This window comes from Streptomyces sp. ISL-98 (assembly GCF_018614055.1).
GTDB lineage: Bacteria > Actinomycetota > Actinomycetes > Streptomycetales > Streptomycetaceae > Streptomyces > Streptomyces spiramyceticus.
This window is the reverse complement of the sequence record NZ_JAGGPB010000005.1, coordinates 120,010-136,655: the sequence shown is the minus strand read 5'-3', so window position 1 is coordinate 136,655 and position 16,646 is coordinate 120,010. Positions and strand designations below refer to the sequence as shown.

Here is a 16,646-nt window from a genome sequence, read left to right as displayed (position 1 = left end):
CACGCGCTAGGGCGGCGTCAGGAGATGACGCGCTGCACCTTGGAGAGGGTGCACTTGCCGCCGGAGGTCGCGCCGTCCTGGGGTGTGTACGGCGTGGCGACGTCCAGCTTGTCCGTCCTGCCGGGGAGCACCATGGGGATGGTGGGGTTGCGCTCCCCGATGCTCGTACCGCTCGGGTCGGTGAACGACACCGTGAACGTGTACGTGTAGTTCTCGGACGTGCTGCTGTTGGTGACGCTGATGGCGGCGACGATGCCTCGGGAGGGGTCGTACTCGCAGGAGTCGATCCGTACGTCCCTGATGGCCTTGTTGTTGCTGCCCGTGCCCGAGACGGAGCCGGTGGTGGTGCCCGAGCTGGTGGAGCCGGTGGTGCCGCCGGTCGTGGTGGTGGAGCCGCCCGACGTGGAGCCGCCCGACGTGGAGCCGCCCGACGTGGTGTCGTCGCCGTAGCTCGAACCACCCGTGCTGCTGCTACTGCTGCTACTGCTGCTGCCGCTGCTGTTGTCGCAGCCACCGCCGCTGGAACCACGTGCTCCGGTCAACGCGAAGACTGCGATACCAAAGACGGCTACAGCGCGGACATGGCGAAGCTTCACGCTTCAACCCCCGTTGAAATCAGAGAAATCAGAGAAATTCAGCGCCCGATTGACGAGCGCACGTCACCCTAGTGGGGCGCCGGACTCACCTGCAAAACGCGTGCGCGCGGGACATGACCGGAAATCGCGCGTCGTCTTAACTACAGCGAAGAAGCACCTGACATGGAGCGCCCGGTGGGCGTAGCGTCGGCGTCTGCGGCGGGTGTCGCAAGCTCATTCGGAGGAGGACGACATTGTTCCGCACTGTGCTCGGGTGCGTGCTTGGGCTTCTTGGGGCGGCCGCTGCCGTTCTGAGCCCGTTCCGTGCCTGGTACGACGGCCGTTCCGGTCGCGACTACCGCGTCCAGGACCTGTTCGGCGGCATCACGGACAGCGAGCCCGGGCTCGCGGGGTCGATTCTGTTGCCGTTTGCAATTGCGGCCGGGCTCGCGCTCGTCGGTTTGCTGCTGCGGTCCCGGGCGGCCGTTGCCCTGGCGGGGGTCGTCGTGATCGCCTTCACCGTCCTGTGGACGGTCCGCCTGGGCCAGGTGGTGGACAGCGTCAGCGTCAAGAGTGACGGGACGGGGCTGGACCTCGGCGTCGCGAACGCGCTCGGCGGCGGCGTACTGCTGCTGCTCGCCGCGGCCGTGATGCGCGGCCGCGGTCAACAGCAGCAGTCGGACAGGTCGGACAGGGAGGCTCCCGTTCAGGCGTGAGCACCCGACGGGCGGCCCGTCGCCGTGCCCTTCACCGCGTCCAGGGCGTACACACAGCGGTCCTTGCTGCACGCGTACACCACCCCGCCCTGGGCGACCGGCGACCCCGTGATCTCGCCGCCCGTGGCGAGCTTCCAGCGCAGTTGGCCGCCGCTCGCGTCCAGCGTGTAGAGGCAGTGGTCGGCCGAGCCGAAGTGGACACGGCCGTCGGAGACCACGGGGGTGCCGATGACCTCGCCGCCCGCCGCGAAGCGCCACTTCGGGGTGCCGGTGACCGCGTCCAGGGTGTAGAGAGCGCTGCCGCTGCCGACGTGGATGTTGCCTGCCGCGACGAGAACCGGCTCGATGGACTTGCGGGACTCGGTGGCGATACGCCAGCGGTCCTTGCCGGTGGAGGCGTCGAGGGCGTACACCGTGCCGAGGTAGTCGGCGAGGTAGACGCCGCCGCCCGTGACGGCGGGGCCCGGCGCGAACGCGGGCGGGCACAGGAAGACCGCGGGCGCCTCGAAGTGCCAGCGCACATGGCCGCTGACGATGTCGATGGCGAGGACGCGGGTGCCCGCGGAGACGTAGACGTAGCCGTCCGGCGCGGGCGTGACCCGCACCGGCACTCCGCCACAGGCCGCCGCGTCGCCGATCGGGTACGACCAACGCTCCGTGCCCGTACGGGAGTCGAGCGCGCGCAGCCGCGCGTTCTGCCATACGTACACCGTGTCGTCGTGTACGGCGGGACCGGCCTCCGGTGTCTCGAAGTCGGTCTGGGCGCCGGTCAGTTCCCACAGCTTCTGGCCGTTGGAAGCCTCCCATGCCTGGACGCCGCCGCCTCGCGTGCCGGTCACCACGGTGCCGCGGTCGGCCTTGAGCGAGTACACCCAGGCGTCGGTCTGCAGCCGCCACCGCTCGGCGCCGTCCGCCGCGTCGAGGGCGTACAGCGTGGGGCCGTCGGATGCGTGGATACGTCCGCCCGCGACGGCCATCGCCCAGGCGACGTCACGTGTCTTGAACTGGCGCCGCCCGCTGGCCACATCGAGGGCGTGCACCTCGAAGGAGGTGACATAGACGAGGTCGCCGGCGACGGCCGGGGTCCCCCACACGTCGTTGGACATACGGAACCGCCACGGCCGCCATCCCCCGGATGGCCCCGCTCCGTCGGCCGAGGGCCCGGGCTGCGGCACCGCCGGCGGCGCGGAGGAGGAGGTGGGGGAGGGCGGGGACGAGGGTGCGGGCGAGGCCACGATGCCGGTGACCGCTTCCGCACCGTTCACCCCGGCCGGCGGCCTGATCCATCCAGTGGCGTTCTCGCCCTGCACGGGGGCCGCACCGGCGCGGGTTTCGCCCACGCGCGGCCCCGGCCCGATGGGCACCTTTGACCCGGGCAGCCGTACGGCATGCTGCGGAGCCGGCGCGGCGTGCGCCCCCGGGGCGGCGTGCGCCCCCTGCGGGGCGTGAGCTGCGTGGGCCGGGTGTGCGGCCTGCGCGGGCTGGAGGTGCGCCGCGGGCGGCGGGCCCTGCGGGCGCGGCGGTGTGGCGTGCGCGCGGGGCGGGGGCGTATTGCGCGCACTCGGCGTACTCGCCGGGACGGCGCGGCCGCCCCGCCGCTGCTCGATCATCGCGGTCGCCCGTTCGGGCAGCCACGCGGACGCGGTGCCGCTGTCGTCCTGTCCCGAGGCGAAGAGGTGCGGCGAGAGCTGCGCCTGGAGATCAGCCGGGCTGGGCCGCAGCACGGCCTCCATCTGCATGCACGACTCGATCAGCGGCCGCAGCTCGTCGGGCAGGCCCTCGACGTCGGGGCCCTCGCGCAACAGCATGAAGACCGTCTCGACCGGGTTCGCACCGTGGAACGGCGCATGCCCGGTCGCCGCGAAGACCAGGGTCGACCCGAGCGAGAAGATGTCGGAAGCGCCCGTCACGCTGCGCGAGTCGCGCGCCTGCTCGGGCGACATGTAGGCAGGGGTGCCGACAGCGACGTTGGTCATGGTCAGCCGGGTGTTGGACACCCCGGAGGCGATACCGAAGTCGATGACGCGGGGCCCGTCCTCCACCACCAGGACGTTCGACGGCTTGAGGTCGCGGTGGACCAGACCCGCCCCGTGGATGGACTGGAGCGCCTCGGCGATGCCGGCGGCCAGCCAGCGCACCGCCTGGGCCGGCATCGGCCCGCATTCATTCACTATCTCTTCGAGCGAGGGAGCAGGCACGTACGCGGTGGCCAGCCACGGCACAGCGGCCCGCGGATCGGCGTCCACGACCGCAGCCGTGTAGAAACCGCTGACCGCCCTCGCCGCCTCCACCTCACGCGTGAAGCGGACGCGGAACAGCTGGTCCTCGGCGAGCTCGGTCCGTACCGTCTTGATCGCCACCCGCCGGCCCGACGCCGACCGCGCGAGATAGACCAGCCCCATGCCGCCGGCCCCGAGCCGTCCCAGCACCTCGAACGGGCCGATCCGTCGCGGGTCGTGCTGCGTCAGCTGCTCCACCACTTGCCTGCCACCTCCCCGTACGAGGCTCCGAACACAGCCCCATGCAGCGTCTCACCACCGGGCACCACCCAGGGGTGCGCACCCTGATTCTTCCTGTCCGAGGCGGTGGTGGCGAACCCGGGGGCGGACCGGGGTGTCTCACCCGGATTCGGACACGTCACGCAGGTACGGAATGCGCCTTTTCTTCACTGATGTGAAGGTTATGCGACGGTCTCTTCCGGCTCTGCGAGTACGGCGAAGGTAGCGCCCTGATTGTCGGTGAGCACCGCAATCCGTCCGTACGGGGTGTCGAAGGGCTCTGCCTGGATGCGGCCGCCCTGGGCGACGGCCGTCGCAGCGGCCTCGTCGCAGTCCTCGACGACGAAATAGATCATGAAGTGGTCCGGCATCTCGGCCGGGAAGACGTCCCCTATGACACTGCGGCCACCGATGGCCGTGTCGGGTCCCACGTCGGCGCCTGCCGGGGACCAGGTTCTGAAGTCCTGGCCTGTTTCTTCCAGATCGAAGCCCTGGAAGCCGAAAACCGTCTCGTAGAAGGGGTCGGTCAGTTCCTTCCGGCGCGAGTAGACCTCGGTCCAGCAGAAGGATCCCGGCTCGTCGCGCTTCTCGAAACCGGCGTGTGTGCCCGCCTGCCAGAGCCCGAAGACGGCGCCGCCGGGATCGGCGGCCACGGCCATCGTTCCGAGCGGGGGTACGGGCACGGGGTCCGTCACCATCTGGCCGCCTGCATCCTTGACCTTTCGGGCGAGGGCGGCGGCATTGTCGGTGGCGAAGTAGACGCCCCAGGCGGTGGGCATACGGCCGTCGAGCTTCGGCGCGAGGGCGGCGACCTTTTTGCCGTCGCTGACGGCGTACACGAAGAGGCTCCGCCCGGTGAAGCCCGGGTCCGCGTAGGTCCAGCCGAACAGCTCGCCGTAGAAGCGCATGCCCGCTTCGAGGTCGGCGAGCGCCACCTCGACCCAGCACGGGGTGCCTTCTGCGAATTCGAGTCCGGCCATGGGTCCGGTCCTTCCTTGCGTGTGCGAGGCGATGTGGTGCCCGTCACACTCAAAGTAACGGGCTGCCACCTGGCACGCAGAGGAGAGACTCGAACATATGGTCGCACATCGGCGCATTGCACCTTGGGATGCTTGGGTTGTCCACCAAAGTTGTCCACAGGCTGTTGATAAGACTATTCGGGTCAGGGGGTGGATGCAGGGCCGGCGCGGTGCTCGATACGGGACGACGCACGGACGACGTGCACGCGACGTACGCTCGCGGCACTGCTGGCCGGTTCCCCATTTGCAGTCGGCCGAATCGCGCTCCGATCACCCCTCGGTAAGCTGACGGCATGACAGGACAAGTACGCACCGTCGACGGCCGCGTGGCCGGACGACGCGGCCAAGCGACGCGGCAGAAGCTGCTCGACTGCCTCAGCGAGATGCTCAGCTCCTCGCCCTACCGGGACGTCAAAGTCATCGACGTGGCCCGGAAAGCGGGGACTTCACCAGCGACGTTCTACCAGTACTTCCCCGACGTCGAAGGTGCCGTCCTCGAAATCGCCGAGGAAATGGCAAAGGAGGGCGCCGGGTTGACGGAGCTCGTCTCCGGCCGCTCCTGGGTCGGCAAGGCGGGCTGGGCGACGTCCGAGGAACTTGTCGAGGGTTTCCTCGACTTCTGGCGCAAAAACGATGCGATCCTCCGGGTGGTCGATCTGGGCGCCGCGGAGGGCGACAAACGGTTCTACAAGATCCGCATGAAGATCCTGAACTCCGTCACCAACTCCCTTACGGAGTCGGTGAAGGACCTCCAGTCCAAGGGCAAGGTCGACAAGGACGTGAGCCCGGCGGCGATGGCCGGCTCGCTGGTCGCGATGCTGGCGGCGGTGGCCTCGCACCAGAAGGGTTTCCAGACCTGGGGTGTGAAGCAGGCCGAACTCAGGCCCAATCTCGCTCTGTTGGTGCACTTGGGTATCACCGGAAAGAAGCCGACGAAGTAGATACGCGTCGCTTCCCGCCCGCCCCGCCTACAGCCTCCGATCTGCGGTCTCCGATCCGCAGTCTCCAGAGCCTTCAGCTCAAAGTCCTGTCTACGCAGCGGCGGACCGTGATTCGGTCCGCCGCTGCGGCATTCCCCCACTTGCCTCAGCGGCGCTCCAGCCGGAAGAGCCGGATCTGCCGGTCCACCCTCGTCTGATACGTCGCGTACGGCGGCCAGAACTTCAGCACCGCCTGCCACACCGCCTCCCGCTCCTCGCCCTCCAGCACCCGCGCCCTGACCTGAATGTCCTTCCCCCGCCAGCTGATGCCGACGTCAGGGTGCGCCAGAAGGTTGGCCGTCCACGCGGGGTGCCCCGGACGGCCGAAGTTGCTGCCGATCAGAATCCAGGTGCCGGCGCCTTCGCCGTCCCCCTCCGGCATGCACGCCAGCGGCGTAGTGCGGGGAAGGCCGCTCTTGGCGCCCTTCGCGGTGAGGATCACGCCGGGCAGCATCTGGGCGCTCAGCATCACCTTTCCCCTGGTCAGGCGGTGGACCGCGCGGTCCATGGCCGGGATGAAATGCGGGGCGATCTTCGCGAAGGTGCGGGTCGACGACACCTTCTGGATCAGCCGGGTTCCTGGCGGCATCAGCCCGCCACCGCCTCTCGTTCCTCCGGCGGACCGAAGAGGCCCGCGAGCTCCGCCGCGCGGTCGCGCAGCCGGTGGACGGGGCCGAACAGCAGCTCGTCGGCCGCCGCCCGCTTGAAGTACAGATGCGCGTCGTGCTCCCAGGTGAAGCCGATCCCGCCGTGCAACTGAATGGCCTCGCCCGCGGTGCTGCGCAGCGCTTCGAGAGCCTGCGCGAGTGCGAGGCCGCCTGTGGTGGGGTCCGAGGCCGCGTAGTACGCCGCCGAGCGGGCCGCCTGCACCTGTACGTACAGGTCGGCCAGCCGGTGCTTGACCGCCTGGAAGGAGCCGATCGCGCGCCCGAACTGCTCGCGGGCCTTGACGTAGTCGACGGTACGTTCCAACGCCTGCGAGGCCGCTCCGACCGCCTCGGCGGCGAGGACCGTGGCGGCGGTACGCCCGACGGCGGCCAGCGCGCCGGGCACGTCGGCAGCGTCACTGTCACCCAGCAACTCACCGCCGACGTCGCGCAGTTGGATCCGCCCCTGCGGGCGGGTCTCGTCCAGGGCGGTCTGCCGTACGCGCACGAACCCCGGCGAGTCGGCCCGTACGAGGAACAGCAGCGTCCGGCTGCGGGCGAAGCCGCCCGTGTGCGCGGCGACCAGGAGCAGACCGGCGCTGTGCCCGTCGAGCACCTGCCCCGCTTCCCCGTACAACCGCCACCCACCGTCCACCCGGCCATCCCCGTCCACCCGCCGCGCCTGCACGCCCCCGGCGCGGCCGCCCCCGGCCCACTCCCCGCCCGCGTTGTCGCCGGTCAGCGCGAGCGCGGTGGAGAGGCTGCCGCCGGGTACGGCAAGGGTGGCGGTCAGGGCGCCCCTGGCGAGGCGCGGGAGGAGGTCGGCGCGCTGAGCGTCCGTGCCGAGGTCGGCGATGAGGGGGGCGGCGAGTACGGCCGTACCGAGGAGGGGGGAGGGAAGCAGGGCGCGGCCCGTCTCCTCGCAGGCGAGGGCGAGTTCGGCGGTGGTGCAGCCGACGCCGCCGTGAGCGGCGGGGAGCGCGAGGCCCGGGAGGCCGAGCTCTTGGGCGAGCTGCTGCCAGAGTGCGGGGTCGTGGCCGGTGGTGGTGGCTGCGGCCGCCTTGACTTCGTCGGGGCCGCAGCGTTTGGCGAGCAGTTCGCGCAGGGTGCGGCGGATTTCGTCCTGTTCCGCGGTGAAGGCGGCGTCCATGGAGCTCCCCTCCATCTGTATCTGACGGGGCGTCATGTTAGGGGCAGGGGGCTGGGATGCACAGGGGGGCGAGCTCCTTTCCCCAGCCACCACCGACTCCACATCTGATGTACCGTCAGATTCATGCCCACACCCCGACCTCGCCCCCACCGCAAGGTAGCCATAGTCGGCATATCCCTCTCCGACACCGGTCGCGTCGACGAGGCCACTCCCCACGCCCTCCATGCCCAGGCCGCCCGCCGTGCCCTCGCCGATTCCGGCCTCGACCGCCGCCTCATCGACGGCTTCGCCTCCGCCGGCCTCGGCACTCTCGCCCCGGTCGAGGTCGCCGAGTACCTCGGGCTGCGCCCCACCTGGGTCGATTCCACCTCCGTCGGCGGCTCCACCTGGGAGGTCATGGCCGCGCACGCCGCCGACGCCATCGCCGCCGGGCACGCCAATGCCGTACTGCTGGTGTACGGATCGACCGCCCGCGCCGACATCAAGGCCCGGCGCCGCACCTCGAACCTCTCCTTCGGGGCCCGCGGCCCGCTCCAGTTCGAGGTGCCGTACGGGCACACGCTCGTATCCAAGTACGCGATGGCCGCCCGCCGCCACATGCACGAGTACGGCACCACGCTGGAGCAGCTCGCCCAAGTCGCCGTCCAGGCCAGGGCGAACGCCGCCACCAACCCGGACGCGATGTACCGCGACCCGATCACCGTCGACGAGGTCCTGTCCGGCCCGCTGATCGCCGACCCCTTCACCAAGCTGCACTGCTGCATCCGCAGCGACGGCGGCTGCGCGGTCCTGATGGTCGCGGAGGAATACGTACCGGATTCGGCCAAGGCTCCGGTGTGGGTGCTCGGCGCCGGGACAGCGGTCTCGCACACCACCATGTCCGAGTGGGAGGACTTCACGGTCTCCCCCGCCGCCGTCTCGGGGCGCCTCGCCTTCGAGCGGGCCGGCGTACGCCCGGCCGACATCGACCTCGCCGAGATCTACGACGCCTTCACCTACATGACCCTGGTGACGCTGGAGGACCTCGGCTTCTGCGCGAAGGGGGAGGGCGGGTCGTACGTCGAGAAGGGCCGCCTGCTGCGGGACGGCGAGCTGCCGGTGAACACCGACGGCGGGGGCCTGTCCGCCTGCCATCCCGGGATGCGCGGGCTGTTCCTACTGGTCGAGGCGGTACGGCAGCTGAGGGGCGAGGCGGGCGAAGGCCAGGTCCGCAAGGCGGGCGGCCGGCTGCCGGAGCTGGCGGTGGCGTCGGGGACGGGCGGCTGGTTCTGCTCGTCGGGGACGGTGGTGCTGGGCCGGAACAACTGACTCATGCTCATGGTGTGAAGCCGGGAACACTCACACATGGTGTGGGATGGTCCGATGACCGATCACCACATGCACGCCCACCACTTCCAGGACCTGCTCCGCTCCCAGCGCGTATGGGACACGAAGCTGCCCGCCTTCGACCCGGCCACCGCACCGCACGCCCCCCTCCCCCTGTTCCACCAGTGGTTCGAGGAGGCCGTCGCGGCCGGCCAGACCGAGCCGCACACCATGAGCCTGGCGACCGTGGACGAGGACGGGCTGCCCGACGTACGGACGCTGATGCTTCACGACGCCGACGAGCACGGCTGGCACTTCGCCTCGCACACCACCAGCGCGAAGGGCCGCCACCTCGCCGCGCACGCGCACGCAGCGCTCGGCTTCTACTGGCCGGCGCAGGGCCGGCAGGTGCGGGTCAGGGGCCGGGTGACGACCGGGACACCGGCCGAGAGCCGGGCCGACCTGCACGCCCGGTCGACGGGCGCGCTCGCCTCCGCGCTGGTCGGCAGGCAGAGCGAAATCCTCCCGGAGTACGAGGAGTTGGTGCGGGCGTCGGAGGCGGCGTGGGAGCGGGCGCAGGCGGAGCCCGACGCCGACGTACCGACCTGGACGCTGTACGTCGTAGAACCGGCGGAGGTCGAATTCTTCCAGGGCGACGAGCGCCGCCGCCATGTCCGCCTGCGCTACCGCCGGGAGGGCGAGGCGTGGGTGCGGGAGCTGCTCTGGCCTTAGGGCGTGCCCGGCGGATCAGGCCGGCTTCAGGGTGCGGCGTGTTCTTGGTGCTGGTGAGCGGGGTCTGGTGCGTGCAGCTGCAAGGCGGAGGAGGGAGTCGACGCGGAGCGATTGGGGTCTCCCCTGCTCGAGCGAAGCCGAGAGCTTGGGGAAGAGTGACGACAACGCCGCAGATGGGCGTGCCAGACCCCGCGGCCCAGGCATGATCCGCCGGGCACGCCCTAGGGCGTGCCCGTGGCGCCCGAGCGTGCGGGGCTGCTCCGGCTCAGGCGCAGTCCGTGGCGAGCCGCGCGTGGAGGTGCATGTCCTGGAAGGTGCCCGAGCCCCACGCCTCGGGCATGGCCCCGCGCAGGGTGCCTTCGTACACGTACGCGTGACGCAGCGCGATGCGGCAGGACGCCTCGTGGCCGACGGCATGGCCGAGTTCGATGCGGTGCAGCCCGATGTCGTCGAAGGCCCAGCGGCTGACGAGCTCCAGGGCGTGCCCCGCGACACCGCGGCCGCGGGCTTCGGGGAGGATCCAGTAGCCGACGCGGGCGGTGCGCAGGGCGGGGAGGACGGCGGTGAGACCGACATGGCCGAGGACGGCGCCGGTGGTCTCGTCGGTCACGCAGTACGAGGCCGCATCCCCACGCTGCCAGCCGTCCGCGCGGTCGCGCAGCAGCGCTGCTGCGGCGGCCTCGTCGAGAATGGGCGCGTGGTGGGTGTTCCAGCGCCGGTACTCGGGGTCGCGGACTCCGCGGAGCAGTGGGCCGACGTCATCGGGCTGCCAGGTGCGCAGGCGAAGCCCGTGACCGCGCAGGTCGGCGGGGGCTATCTCTTTGATCATTCAGCCATTGAACAACTCGTCGGCCTCGCGCCGCACCTGTTCATGAGGCCGCGGGCCGGAAGACAGGGACGGCGCACCCGTCCGTCTCCACCGCATCGCCCCCCTCCCGGAACGCGACCTCCAGCTCCATCCCGATCCGGAGTTCCCCCTCCGCGCAGTCCACGATCTCCGTCATCATGCGTGGCCCCTCCGCGAGATCGACGACCGCGGCCGTGTAGGGCGTACGCGCGCCGAAAGGCGGGAGGTCATTCCGGTGGACCACCGACCAGGTGTAGAGCGTGGCGCGGCCGGTGGCCTGCTCCCACTCGACGTCGTCGCTCCAGCAGCGCGGGCAGAACTCCCGCGGGTAGTGGTGGGCCTCGCCGCACGCGCCGCAGCGGCGCACGAGGAGGCGGCCCTGTGCAGCGGCTTCCCAGTACGGGCGGGTGAAGGCGTCGATGCCGGGGGTCGCCGCGCCACTCGTCCCGCTCATCAGAAGAGTCCGATCGCATGGTCGACGGACCACGTCTGCCAGGACATGGCGAACAGCGCGACGAGCGAGATCAGCGCCATCATCGCGTTCTGACCCTGCTCGGCCCAGTCGTGGATCATCAGCACCAGGTAGAGGAGGTTGAGGAGCAGACCGCCGACGAGCGCCACGGGCGTGAGGAAGCCGACGACCAGGCCGAGGCCGAGGGCCAGTTCGGCGTACACGACGACGTACGCCATCGCCTTGGGGCGGGGCGCGACGACGCGGTCGAAGCCGGTCCTGACCGTGGCCCACCGGTGCTTGGCCGCGACGTTCTGCGCCCAGGCTATGCCTGTGCCACGCTCGAACCAGCCCTTCTTGTCCTTGTGCCGCCAGCTCTCCAGCCACCACAGGCCGAGGCCGATGCGCAGCACGGCGAGCCACTCGGCGCCGCCGAGCCAGACGGTCTGCATTCCGGTCCACCCACCCTCCACCGAAACAATCTGACGGTACGTCAGTTGACCCGATGAGACAGCTTGTGCGCAAGAGGTGTGCGCGCGTGATCAATCTGTAACCCATTCCCCTCTTGACCGAGACCCATCAAGTGACGACACCGTTACGCTCAGCATTCATGGACATCACCACCAACGACCGCCCCGTGTACGTCATCGGCGCCGGGCCGGGCGGACTCGCCGCCGCCGCGGCGCTGCGCGAGCAGGGCATACGAGCCGTCGTACTGGAGAAGTCCCCCTCCGTGGCCGCCTCCTGGCGCGGGCACTACGACCGCCTCCGCCTGCACACCACCCGCCGCCTCTCCGCGCTCCCGGGGCTTCCGATACCTCGCGCGTTCGGGCGTTGGGTGGCGCGGGACGACGTCATCCGCTACCTGGAGAAGTACGCCGAGTTCCACGAGCTGGAGATCGTCACCGGGGTCGAGGTCTCCCGCATCGAGCCCGCGCCCGGCGGCACCGGCTGGGTGCTGCACGCCACCGGCGGGCGGGAGCTGACGGGGTCGGCGGTCGTGGTCGCCACCGGCTACAACCACACGCCGTACGTCCCCGACTGGCCGGGCCGGGACACGTACACCGGCGAACTCGCCCACGCGAGCCAGTACCGCAACCCCCGCCCCTACGAAGGCAAGGACGTCCTCGTCGTCGGCACCGGCAACACGGGCGCGGAGATCGCCGTGGACCTGGTGGAGGGCGGCGCGGCACGGGTGCGGCTCGCGGTACGCACCGTGCCGCACATCGTGCGCCGCTCGACGGCCGGCTGGCCCGCGCAGGCGACCGGCATTCTCGTACGCCGCCTTCCGGTACGCCTGGTGGACCGGGCGGGCGACCTGGTGTGCCGCCTGTCGGTCCCCGACCTCTCGGAACGGGGCCTGCCGCGCCCCGCCACCGGCCTCTACTCCCGGGTCAAGGACGGTGCGATCCCGGTGCAGGACGTCGGCCTGATCGATGCGGTGAAGCGCGGCACGGTGGAACCGGTGGCGGCGGTCTCGTCCTTCGAGGACGACAAGGTCACCCTGTCCGACGGGACCCGCATCTCCCCCCAGGCGGTGGTGGCGGCGACGGGCTACCGGCGGGCGCTGGACGGCCTGGTGGGCCACCTCGGCGTGCTGGACGACCGCGGCCGGCCGGTGGTGCACGGGGCACGCACTCCCGCGCAGGCACCCGGCCTGTACTTCACCGGGTTCACGAACCCGATCAGCGGCATGTTCCGCGAACTCGCCATCGACGCGAAGAAGATCGCGAAAGCGGCCCGGGCGGCGGCGCCCCGCTGACAGCCGGGCGCCCGCCCCCGAGCGCGTGCCGCCCGCCTACCAGCCCGCGCCCGCTATCTGCCGCGTCGTCGCGTTCAGACGGTTGAAGAGGTTCGTTACGCCGACCATGAGGACCAGCGCCGCCAGTTGCTTCTCGTCGTAGTGGTCGGCGGCCTCGTCCCAGATCGCGTCCGGGACCGGGTCCGACGTGTCGGCCAGGCGGGTTGCGGCCTCCGTCAGGGCCAGCGCCGCGCGCTCCGCGTCGGTGAAGTAGGGGGCCTCGCGCCAGGCGGCGACCGCGTGGAGGCGCTCGTCCGTCTCGCCCGCCTTCTTGGCGCTCTTCACGCCCCCGTCGACGCACACTCCGCAGCCGTTGATCTGGCTCGCGCGCAGGTGCACCAGCTCCAGCGTCGACTCCGGCACACCGCCCTTCCTCGTGGCCTTGAGAACGTTGAGGATGGCCGGCATGGCCTCGGGAATGACGACCGCGGGGTTGTTCATCCGTGCCTGGAGTGCGTGCAGTTCCTGCATGATGATGATCTCCTTCAGGTTTTTTGTTCGTTACTGCTCTGACGGAGCGCGACGGAGGAATGTGACCGATGGACGACCACGAATTTCTGGCGAAGCGATTCGAGGAGAGCCGCCCGCAGTTACGGGCCGTGGCCTACCGCATGCTCGGCTCGCTCAGCGAGGCCGACGACGCCGTCCAGGAGGCGTGGATCCGGCTCAGCCGCTCCGACACCGGCGACGTCGTAAACCTCGGCGGATGGCTGACCACCGTCGTCGGGCGGGTATGCCTCGACATGCTGCGTTCCCGGGCCTCGCGCCGCGAGGACTCCCTGGACGCGACCGAGCACGAGTACGTACGCGTGCCCGACCCCGTCGTCAGCCGCGCCGACGGCGTCGACCCCGAGCACCAGGCGCTGCTGGCCGACTCCGTGGGCCTCGCGCTGCTCGTGGTGCTCGAAACGCTGCCTCCCGCCGAGCGCCTCGCGTTCGTACTGCACGACATGTTCGCCGTGCCCTTCGACGACATCGCTCTCGTCGTGGACCGCACCCCGGCCGCGACGCGGCAGCTCGCCAGCCGCGCACGACGGCGGGTGCAGGGAGCTGGGCCGGCTCCCGAAACCGACCTCGCCCGGCAGCGCGAGGCCGTCGACGCCTTCCTCGCCGCCTCGCGCGGCGGGGACTTCGACGCGCTGCTCGCCGTACTCGACCCGGATGTGGTGCTCCGGGCTGACACCGGGGCGGGTGCGGGGTCTGCGGGCGTATCCCGGCACCTCGTCGGTGCGCGGGCGGTTGCCGGGCAGGCACTCATGTTCTCGCGGTTTTCCCCGTACGCGCGGCCGGTGCTCGTCAATGGAACGCCCGGGCTCGTCACGGCGCCGGAGGGCAAGCCGTTCTCGGTCATGGGCTTCACCGTCCGGAACGGGAGGATCGCCGAGATCCACATCCTCGCCGACCCGGAGCGCCTGAGCGCGCTCGATCTGCCCGATCTCGACGCCCTCGACGACCTCCCGGATCTCGACGGCTGACGAGGCTTCGAGGCGGGTAGGACTCAGGAGCCGGGTGCGGATTCCGCGCCCGGCTCCAGGCTTTGCCCGCCGGAGTATTCCTGACGAGCCGTCAGTTAAGTAATCTGACTATGCGTCAGTTACTTGGCCGACGAGCAGGAGCGGGCTGAAACGATGCTTGGATCTACCCACGGCACCCTCACCACCGATCTCCGCGCCCGCGTTGTGGCCTGCGGGGAGCAGCCGCACGCCGCCGTCCACGACACGGCGACCGCCGACGCCACCGCAGCCGGAGACCTGGATGTCAGCGGACGGGCGCTGCATGCCGCCGTCCCCGACCTCGACCGGTTCTTCCGTCCCGAGTCCGTGGCCGTCGTCGGCGCGTCCGACGCCGACGGCAGGCCCAACGCCGGGATCACCCGGCAGCTGATCGCCTGGGCCGAGCGGGTCGGCGCCCGGCTGTATCCCGTCCACCCCACCCGTACGACCGTCTTCGGCCTGCCGTGCCACCCCTCCGTAGGGGAGCTGCCGGAGCAGGTCGACCTGGCCGTCCTGCTCGTCGGCGATCCGGTCCCCGTGATCGAGGAACTCGCCGAGGCGAAGGTCAAGTTCGCGGTCGCCTTCGCGTCCGGCTTCGCGGAGACCGGCGAGGAGGGCGCGGCCGCGCAGGCGCGGCTGGCGGGGGCGGTGGAGCGGTCGGGCGTACGGCTGCTCGGGCCGAACACCAACCTCAACGCCTTCCAGGACTTCCGCGACGACCTCGACGGTCCGGCCATCGCGCTCATCACCCAGTCCGGCCACCAGGGCCGCCCCGTCTACGCCCTCCAGGAGCTGGGCGTACGCCTCTCCCACTGGGCGCCCACCGGCAACGAGGCCGACCTGGAGAGCGCCGACTTCATCTCGTACTTCGCCCAGCAGCCGGAAGTCGGAGCGATCGCCTGCTACGTCGAGGGCCTCAAGGACGGCCGCTCCTTCCTGCTGGCCGCCGACCGGGCGGCGCAGGCCGGAGTGCCGGTCGTCGCGGTCAAGGTGGGACGTACGGAGGCGGGCGCCCGGATGGCCGCGTCGCACACCGGCAAGCTGACCGGGGCGGACCAGGTGGTGGACGCGGCGATGCGGCAGTTCGGGGTGATCCGCGTGGACGGGCTCGACGAACTCCAGGACACGGCGGCCCTGTTGGCGCGGGCACGCAAGCCCGTGGCCGACGGCGTCGTCGTCTACTCGATCTCGGGCGGCACCGGCGCGCACTTCTCGGACCTGGCCACGGCGGCGGGGCTGAACCTTCCGAGGCTGAGCGCGGCGAAGCAGGCCGAGCTGCACGAGTGGATACCCGACTACCTGGAGGTGGGGAACCCCGTCGACAACGGCGGACACCCCGTGGGCGACTGGCGCGGACGGAAGATCATCGACGCGATCCTGGCCGACCCCGCCGTCGGAGTGCTGATCTGCCCGATCACCGGCCCCTTCCCGCCGATGAGCGACCGGCTGGCGCAAGACCTGGTGGACGCGGCGGAGGCGACCGAGAAGCTGGTGTGCGTGGTGTGGGGGTCGCCGGTCGGCACGGAGGCGGCGTACCGCGAGACGCTGCTCGGGTCGTCCCGGGTCGCCACGTTCCGTACATTCGGCAACTGCATCTCGGCGGTACGGGCCTACCTGGACCACCACCGCTTCACGGCCTCGTACCGCTCCCCCTTCGACGAGGCCCCACGCACCCCTTCCCCCTCCTTCCGCAAGGCACAGGCGCTGATGCGCCCCGGCCGGCAGCTCAGCGAGCACGCGGCGAAGCAGCTGCTCCGGGCGTACGGGATAAGGGTGCCGCGAGAACAACTGGTCACCAGCGCTGCGGCTGCCGTCCGGGCGGCCGGTCTCGTCGGCTACCCGGTGGTGATGAAGGCGTCCGGGGCGCAGCTCGCGCACAAGAGCGAGCTGGGCCTGGTGAAGATCGGCCTGACCTCCGCCAGCCAGATCCGCGACGCGTACCGCGAGCTGACGGACATCGCCAAGTACGAGGGCGTCGACCTGGACGGTGTGCTGGTCTGCCAGATGGTGGAGCGGGGCGTCGAGATGGTGGTGGGTGTGACGCAGGACGCCCTGTTCGGGCCGACGGTGACGGTGGGGCTGGGCGGCGTACTGGTGGAGGTCCTGCGCGACGCTTCGGTACGGGTACCGCCCTTCGGCGAGGCCGACGCACGCTCAATGCTGGGCGAGCTGCGGGGCCATGCGCTGCTGGAGGGCGTGAGGGGGGCGCCGGCCGCGGATGTGGACGCGCTGGTGGAGGTGGTGCTGCGGGTGCAGCGGATGGCGCTGGAGCTCGGCGATGTGCTGGCGGAGTTGGACATCAACCCGCTGATGGTGCTGCGGCGGGGGCAGGGGGCGGTGGCGCTGGATGCGCTGGCGGTTTGCCGGTGAGGTGGGCGGGGGCGCGCTCGGGGGTGCGGGTGCGCGGTGCGGTGCGGTGCGGGTGCGGGTTG

16 protein-coding genes are annotated in these 16,646 nt (G+C 71.0%); 7 read left to right on the top strand and 9 right to left on the bottom strand.

What is annotated here, in order from left to right; all coding sequences use genetic code 11:
• Nucleotides 1–17: 17 nt before the first annotated feature.
• Entirely contained in the window at nucleotides 18–542 is a 525-nt protein-coding gene (locus J7I98_RS05830) for a hypothetical protein (protein ID WP_214919481.1), read from the bottom strand.
• 311 nt (nucleotides 543–853) lie between these two features.
• Between J7I98_RS05830 and J7I98_RS05825 the strand changes: the two genes are divergently transcribed.
• Nucleotides 854–1,291, top strand: coding sequence for a hypothetical protein (locus tag J7I98_RS05825; RefSeq protein ID WP_214919480.1), 438 nt, complete (start codon nucleotides 854–856; stop codon nucleotides 1,289–1,291).
• Here the strand turns inward: J7I98_RS05825 and J7I98_RS05820 are convergent.
• Both J7I98_RS05820 and J7I98_RS05815 read right to left on the bottom strand, forming a co-directional pair.
• Nucleotides 1,282–3,771, bottom strand: coding sequence for a PQQ-binding-like beta-propeller repeat protein (locus J7I98_RS05820; protein WP_214919479.1), 2,490 nt, complete (start codon nucleotides 3,769–3,771; stop codon nucleotides 1,282–1,284). The genes J7I98_RS05825 and J7I98_RS05820 overlap by 10 nt on opposite strands.
• A 200-nt stretch (nucleotides 3,772–3,971) precedes the next feature.
• On the bottom strand, nucleotides 3,972–4,769 hold the full coding sequence (locus tag J7I98_RS05815) for a VOC family protein (RefSeq protein ID WP_214919478.1): 798 nt from the start codon (nucleotides 4,767–4,769) through the stop codon (nucleotides 3,972–3,974).
• Between the two features lie 332 nt (nucleotides 4,770–5,101).
• On the opposite strand from J7I98_RS05815, the gene J7I98_RS05810 reads away from it, so the two are divergent.
• Nucleotides 5,102–5,749 carry a TetR family transcriptional regulator gene (locus J7I98_RS05810; protein ID WP_214919477.1) on the top strand — a complete coding sequence of 216 codons (648 nt, stop codon included), beginning with the start codon at nucleotides 5,102–5,104 and terminating at the stop codon, nucleotides 5,747–5,749.
• Between the two features lie 145 nt (nucleotides 5,750–5,894).
• Here the strand turns inward: J7I98_RS05810 and J7I98_RS05805 are convergent, their stop codons facing one another.
• On the bottom strand, nucleotides 5,895–6,377 hold the full coding sequence (locus J7I98_RS05805; protein ID WP_214919476.1) for a nitroreductase family deazaflavin-dependent oxidoreductase: 483 nt from the start codon (nucleotides 6,375–6,377) through the stop codon (nucleotides 5,895–5,897).
• Nucleotides 6,377–7,585, bottom strand: coding sequence for an acyl-CoA dehydrogenase family protein (locus J7I98_RS05800; RefSeq protein WP_214919475.1), 1,209 nt, complete (start codon nucleotides 7,583–7,585; stop codon nucleotides 6,377–6,379). Before J7I98_RS05800 ends, J7I98_RS05805 begins: the two co-directional genes overlap by 1 nt.
• 123 nt (nucleotides 7,586–7,708) lie before the next feature.
• Here J7I98_RS05800 and J7I98_RS05795 point away from each other — a divergent pair, with 123 nt between their 5' ends.
• On the top strand, nucleotides 7,709–8,893 hold the full coding sequence (locus J7I98_RS05795) for an acetyl-CoA acetyltransferase (RefSeq protein WP_214919474.1): 1,185 nt from the start codon (nucleotides 7,709–7,711) through the stop codon (nucleotides 8,891–8,893).
• 54 nt (nucleotides 8,894–8,947) lie between these two features.
• Nucleotides 8,948–9,622: a pyridoxal 5'-phosphate synthase gene (locus J7I98_RS05790; protein WP_251020189.1), complete on the top strand. Its 675-nt coding sequence runs from the start codon at nucleotides 8,948–8,950 to the stop codon at nucleotides 9,620–9,622.
• A 265-nt stretch (nucleotides 9,623–9,887) separates the two neighbouring features.
• Here J7I98_RS05790 and J7I98_RS05785 read toward each other — a convergent pair whose 3' ends face one another.
• From J7I98_RS05785 to J7I98_RS05775, 3 genes are read right to left on the bottom strand one after another with little or no spacing between them, the layout of a single operon-like run.
• A complete protein-coding gene (locus tag J7I98_RS05785) occupies nucleotides 9,888–10,451 on the bottom strand; it encodes a GNAT family N-acetyltransferase (protein ID WP_214919472.1) in 564 nt (187 codons plus the stop codon).
• 40 nt (nucleotides 10,452–10,491) lie between these two features.
• A complete protein-coding gene (locus J7I98_RS05780) occupies nucleotides 10,492–10,923 on the bottom strand; it encodes a Zn-ribbon domain-containing OB-fold protein (protein ID WP_214919471.1) in 432 nt (143 codons plus the stop codon).
• The gene (locus J7I98_RS05775) at nucleotides 10,923–11,372 is read right to left on the bottom strand and encodes a DoxX family protein (RefSeq protein WP_214919470.1); all 450 of its coding nucleotides are present in this window, start codon (nucleotides 11,370–11,372) and stop codon (nucleotides 10,923–10,925) included. Before J7I98_RS05775 ends, J7I98_RS05780 begins: the two co-directional genes overlap by 1 nt.
• Before the next feature lie 158 nt (nucleotides 11,373–11,530).
• Between J7I98_RS05775 and J7I98_RS05770 the strand changes: the two genes are divergently transcribed.
• Nucleotides 11,531–12,682: an NAD(P)/FAD-dependent oxidoreductase gene (locus J7I98_RS05770; protein WP_214919469.1), complete on the top strand. Its 1,152-nt coding sequence runs from the start codon at nucleotides 11,531–11,533 to the stop codon at nucleotides 12,680–12,682.
• A 36-nt stretch (nucleotides 12,683–12,718) separates the two neighbouring features.
• Here the strand turns inward: J7I98_RS05770 and J7I98_RS05765 are convergent, their stop codons facing one another.
• Complete coding sequence (locus J7I98_RS05765) at nucleotides 12,719–13,192, bottom strand: carboxymuconolactone decarboxylase family protein (RefSeq protein ID WP_251020188.1); 474 nt, start codon at nucleotides 13,190–13,192, stop codon at nucleotides 12,719–12,721.
• A gap of 68 nt (nucleotides 13,193–13,260) precedes the next feature.
• On the opposite strand from J7I98_RS05765, the gene J7I98_RS05760 reads away from it, so the two are divergent.
• On the top strand, nucleotides 13,261–14,196 hold the full coding sequence (locus J7I98_RS05760; RefSeq protein WP_214919468.1) for a sigma-70 family RNA polymerase sigma factor: 936 nt from the start codon (nucleotides 13,261–13,263) through the stop codon (nucleotides 14,194–14,196).
• 153 nt (nucleotides 14,197–14,349) lie between these two features.
• Nucleotides 14,350–16,584: an acetate--CoA ligase family protein gene (locus J7I98_RS05755; RefSeq protein WP_214919467.1), complete on the top strand. Its 2,235-nt coding sequence runs from the start codon at nucleotides 14,350–14,352 to the stop codon at nucleotides 16,582–16,584.
• Nucleotides 16,585–16,646 lie beyond the last annotated feature (62 nt).

Coding starts and splice junctions, on each gene's coding strand:
- J7I98_RS05815 (WP_214919478.1), bottom strand. CDS start 4,769: ATGGCCGGACTCGAATTCGCAGAAGGCACCCCGTGCTGGGTCGAGGTG.
- J7I98_RS05810 (WP_214919477.1), top strand. CDS start 5,102: ATGACAGGACAAGTACGCACCGTCGACGGCCGCGTGGCCGGACGACGC.
- J7I98_RS05805 (WP_214919476.1), bottom strand. CDS start 6,377: ATGCCGCCAGGAACCCGGCTGATCCAGAAGGTGTCGTCGACCCGCACC.
- J7I98_RS05800 (WP_214919475.1), bottom strand. CDS start 7,585: ATGGACGCCGCCTTCACCGCGGAACAGGACGAAATCCGCCGCACCCTG.
- J7I98_RS05795 (WP_214919474.1), top strand. CDS start 7,709: ATGCCCACACCCCGACCTCGCCCCCACCGCAAGGTAGCCATAGTCGGC.
- J7I98_RS05790 (WP_251020189.1), top strand. CDS start 8,948: ATGACCGATCACCACATGCACGCCCACCACTTCCAGGACCTGCTCCGC.
- J7I98_RS05785 (WP_214919472.1), bottom strand. CDS start 10,451: ATGATCAAAGAGATAGCCCCCGCCGACCTGCGCGGTCACGGGCTTCGC.
- J7I98_RS05780 (WP_214919471.1), bottom strand. CDS start 10,923: ATGAGCGGGACGAGTGGCGCGGCGACCCCCGGCATCGACGCCTTCACC.
- J7I98_RS05775 (WP_214919470.1), bottom strand. CDS start 11,372: ATGCAGACCGTCTGGCTCGGCGGCGCCGAGTGGCTCGCCGTGCTGCGC.
- J7I98_RS05770 (WP_214919469.1), top strand. CDS start 11,531: ATGGACATCACCACCAACGACCGCCCCGTGTACGTCATCGGCGCCGGG.
- J7I98_RS05765 (WP_251020188.1), bottom strand. CDS start 13,192: ATGCAGGAACTGCACGCACTCCAGGCACGGATGAACAACCCCGCGGTC.
- J7I98_RS05760 (WP_214919468.1), top strand. CDS start 13,261: ATGGACGACCACGAATTTCTGGCGAAGCGATTCGAGGAGAGCCGCCCG.
- J7I98_RS05755 (WP_214919467.1), top strand. CDS start 14,350: ATGCTTGGATCTACCCACGGCACCCTCACCACCGATCTCCGCGCCCGC.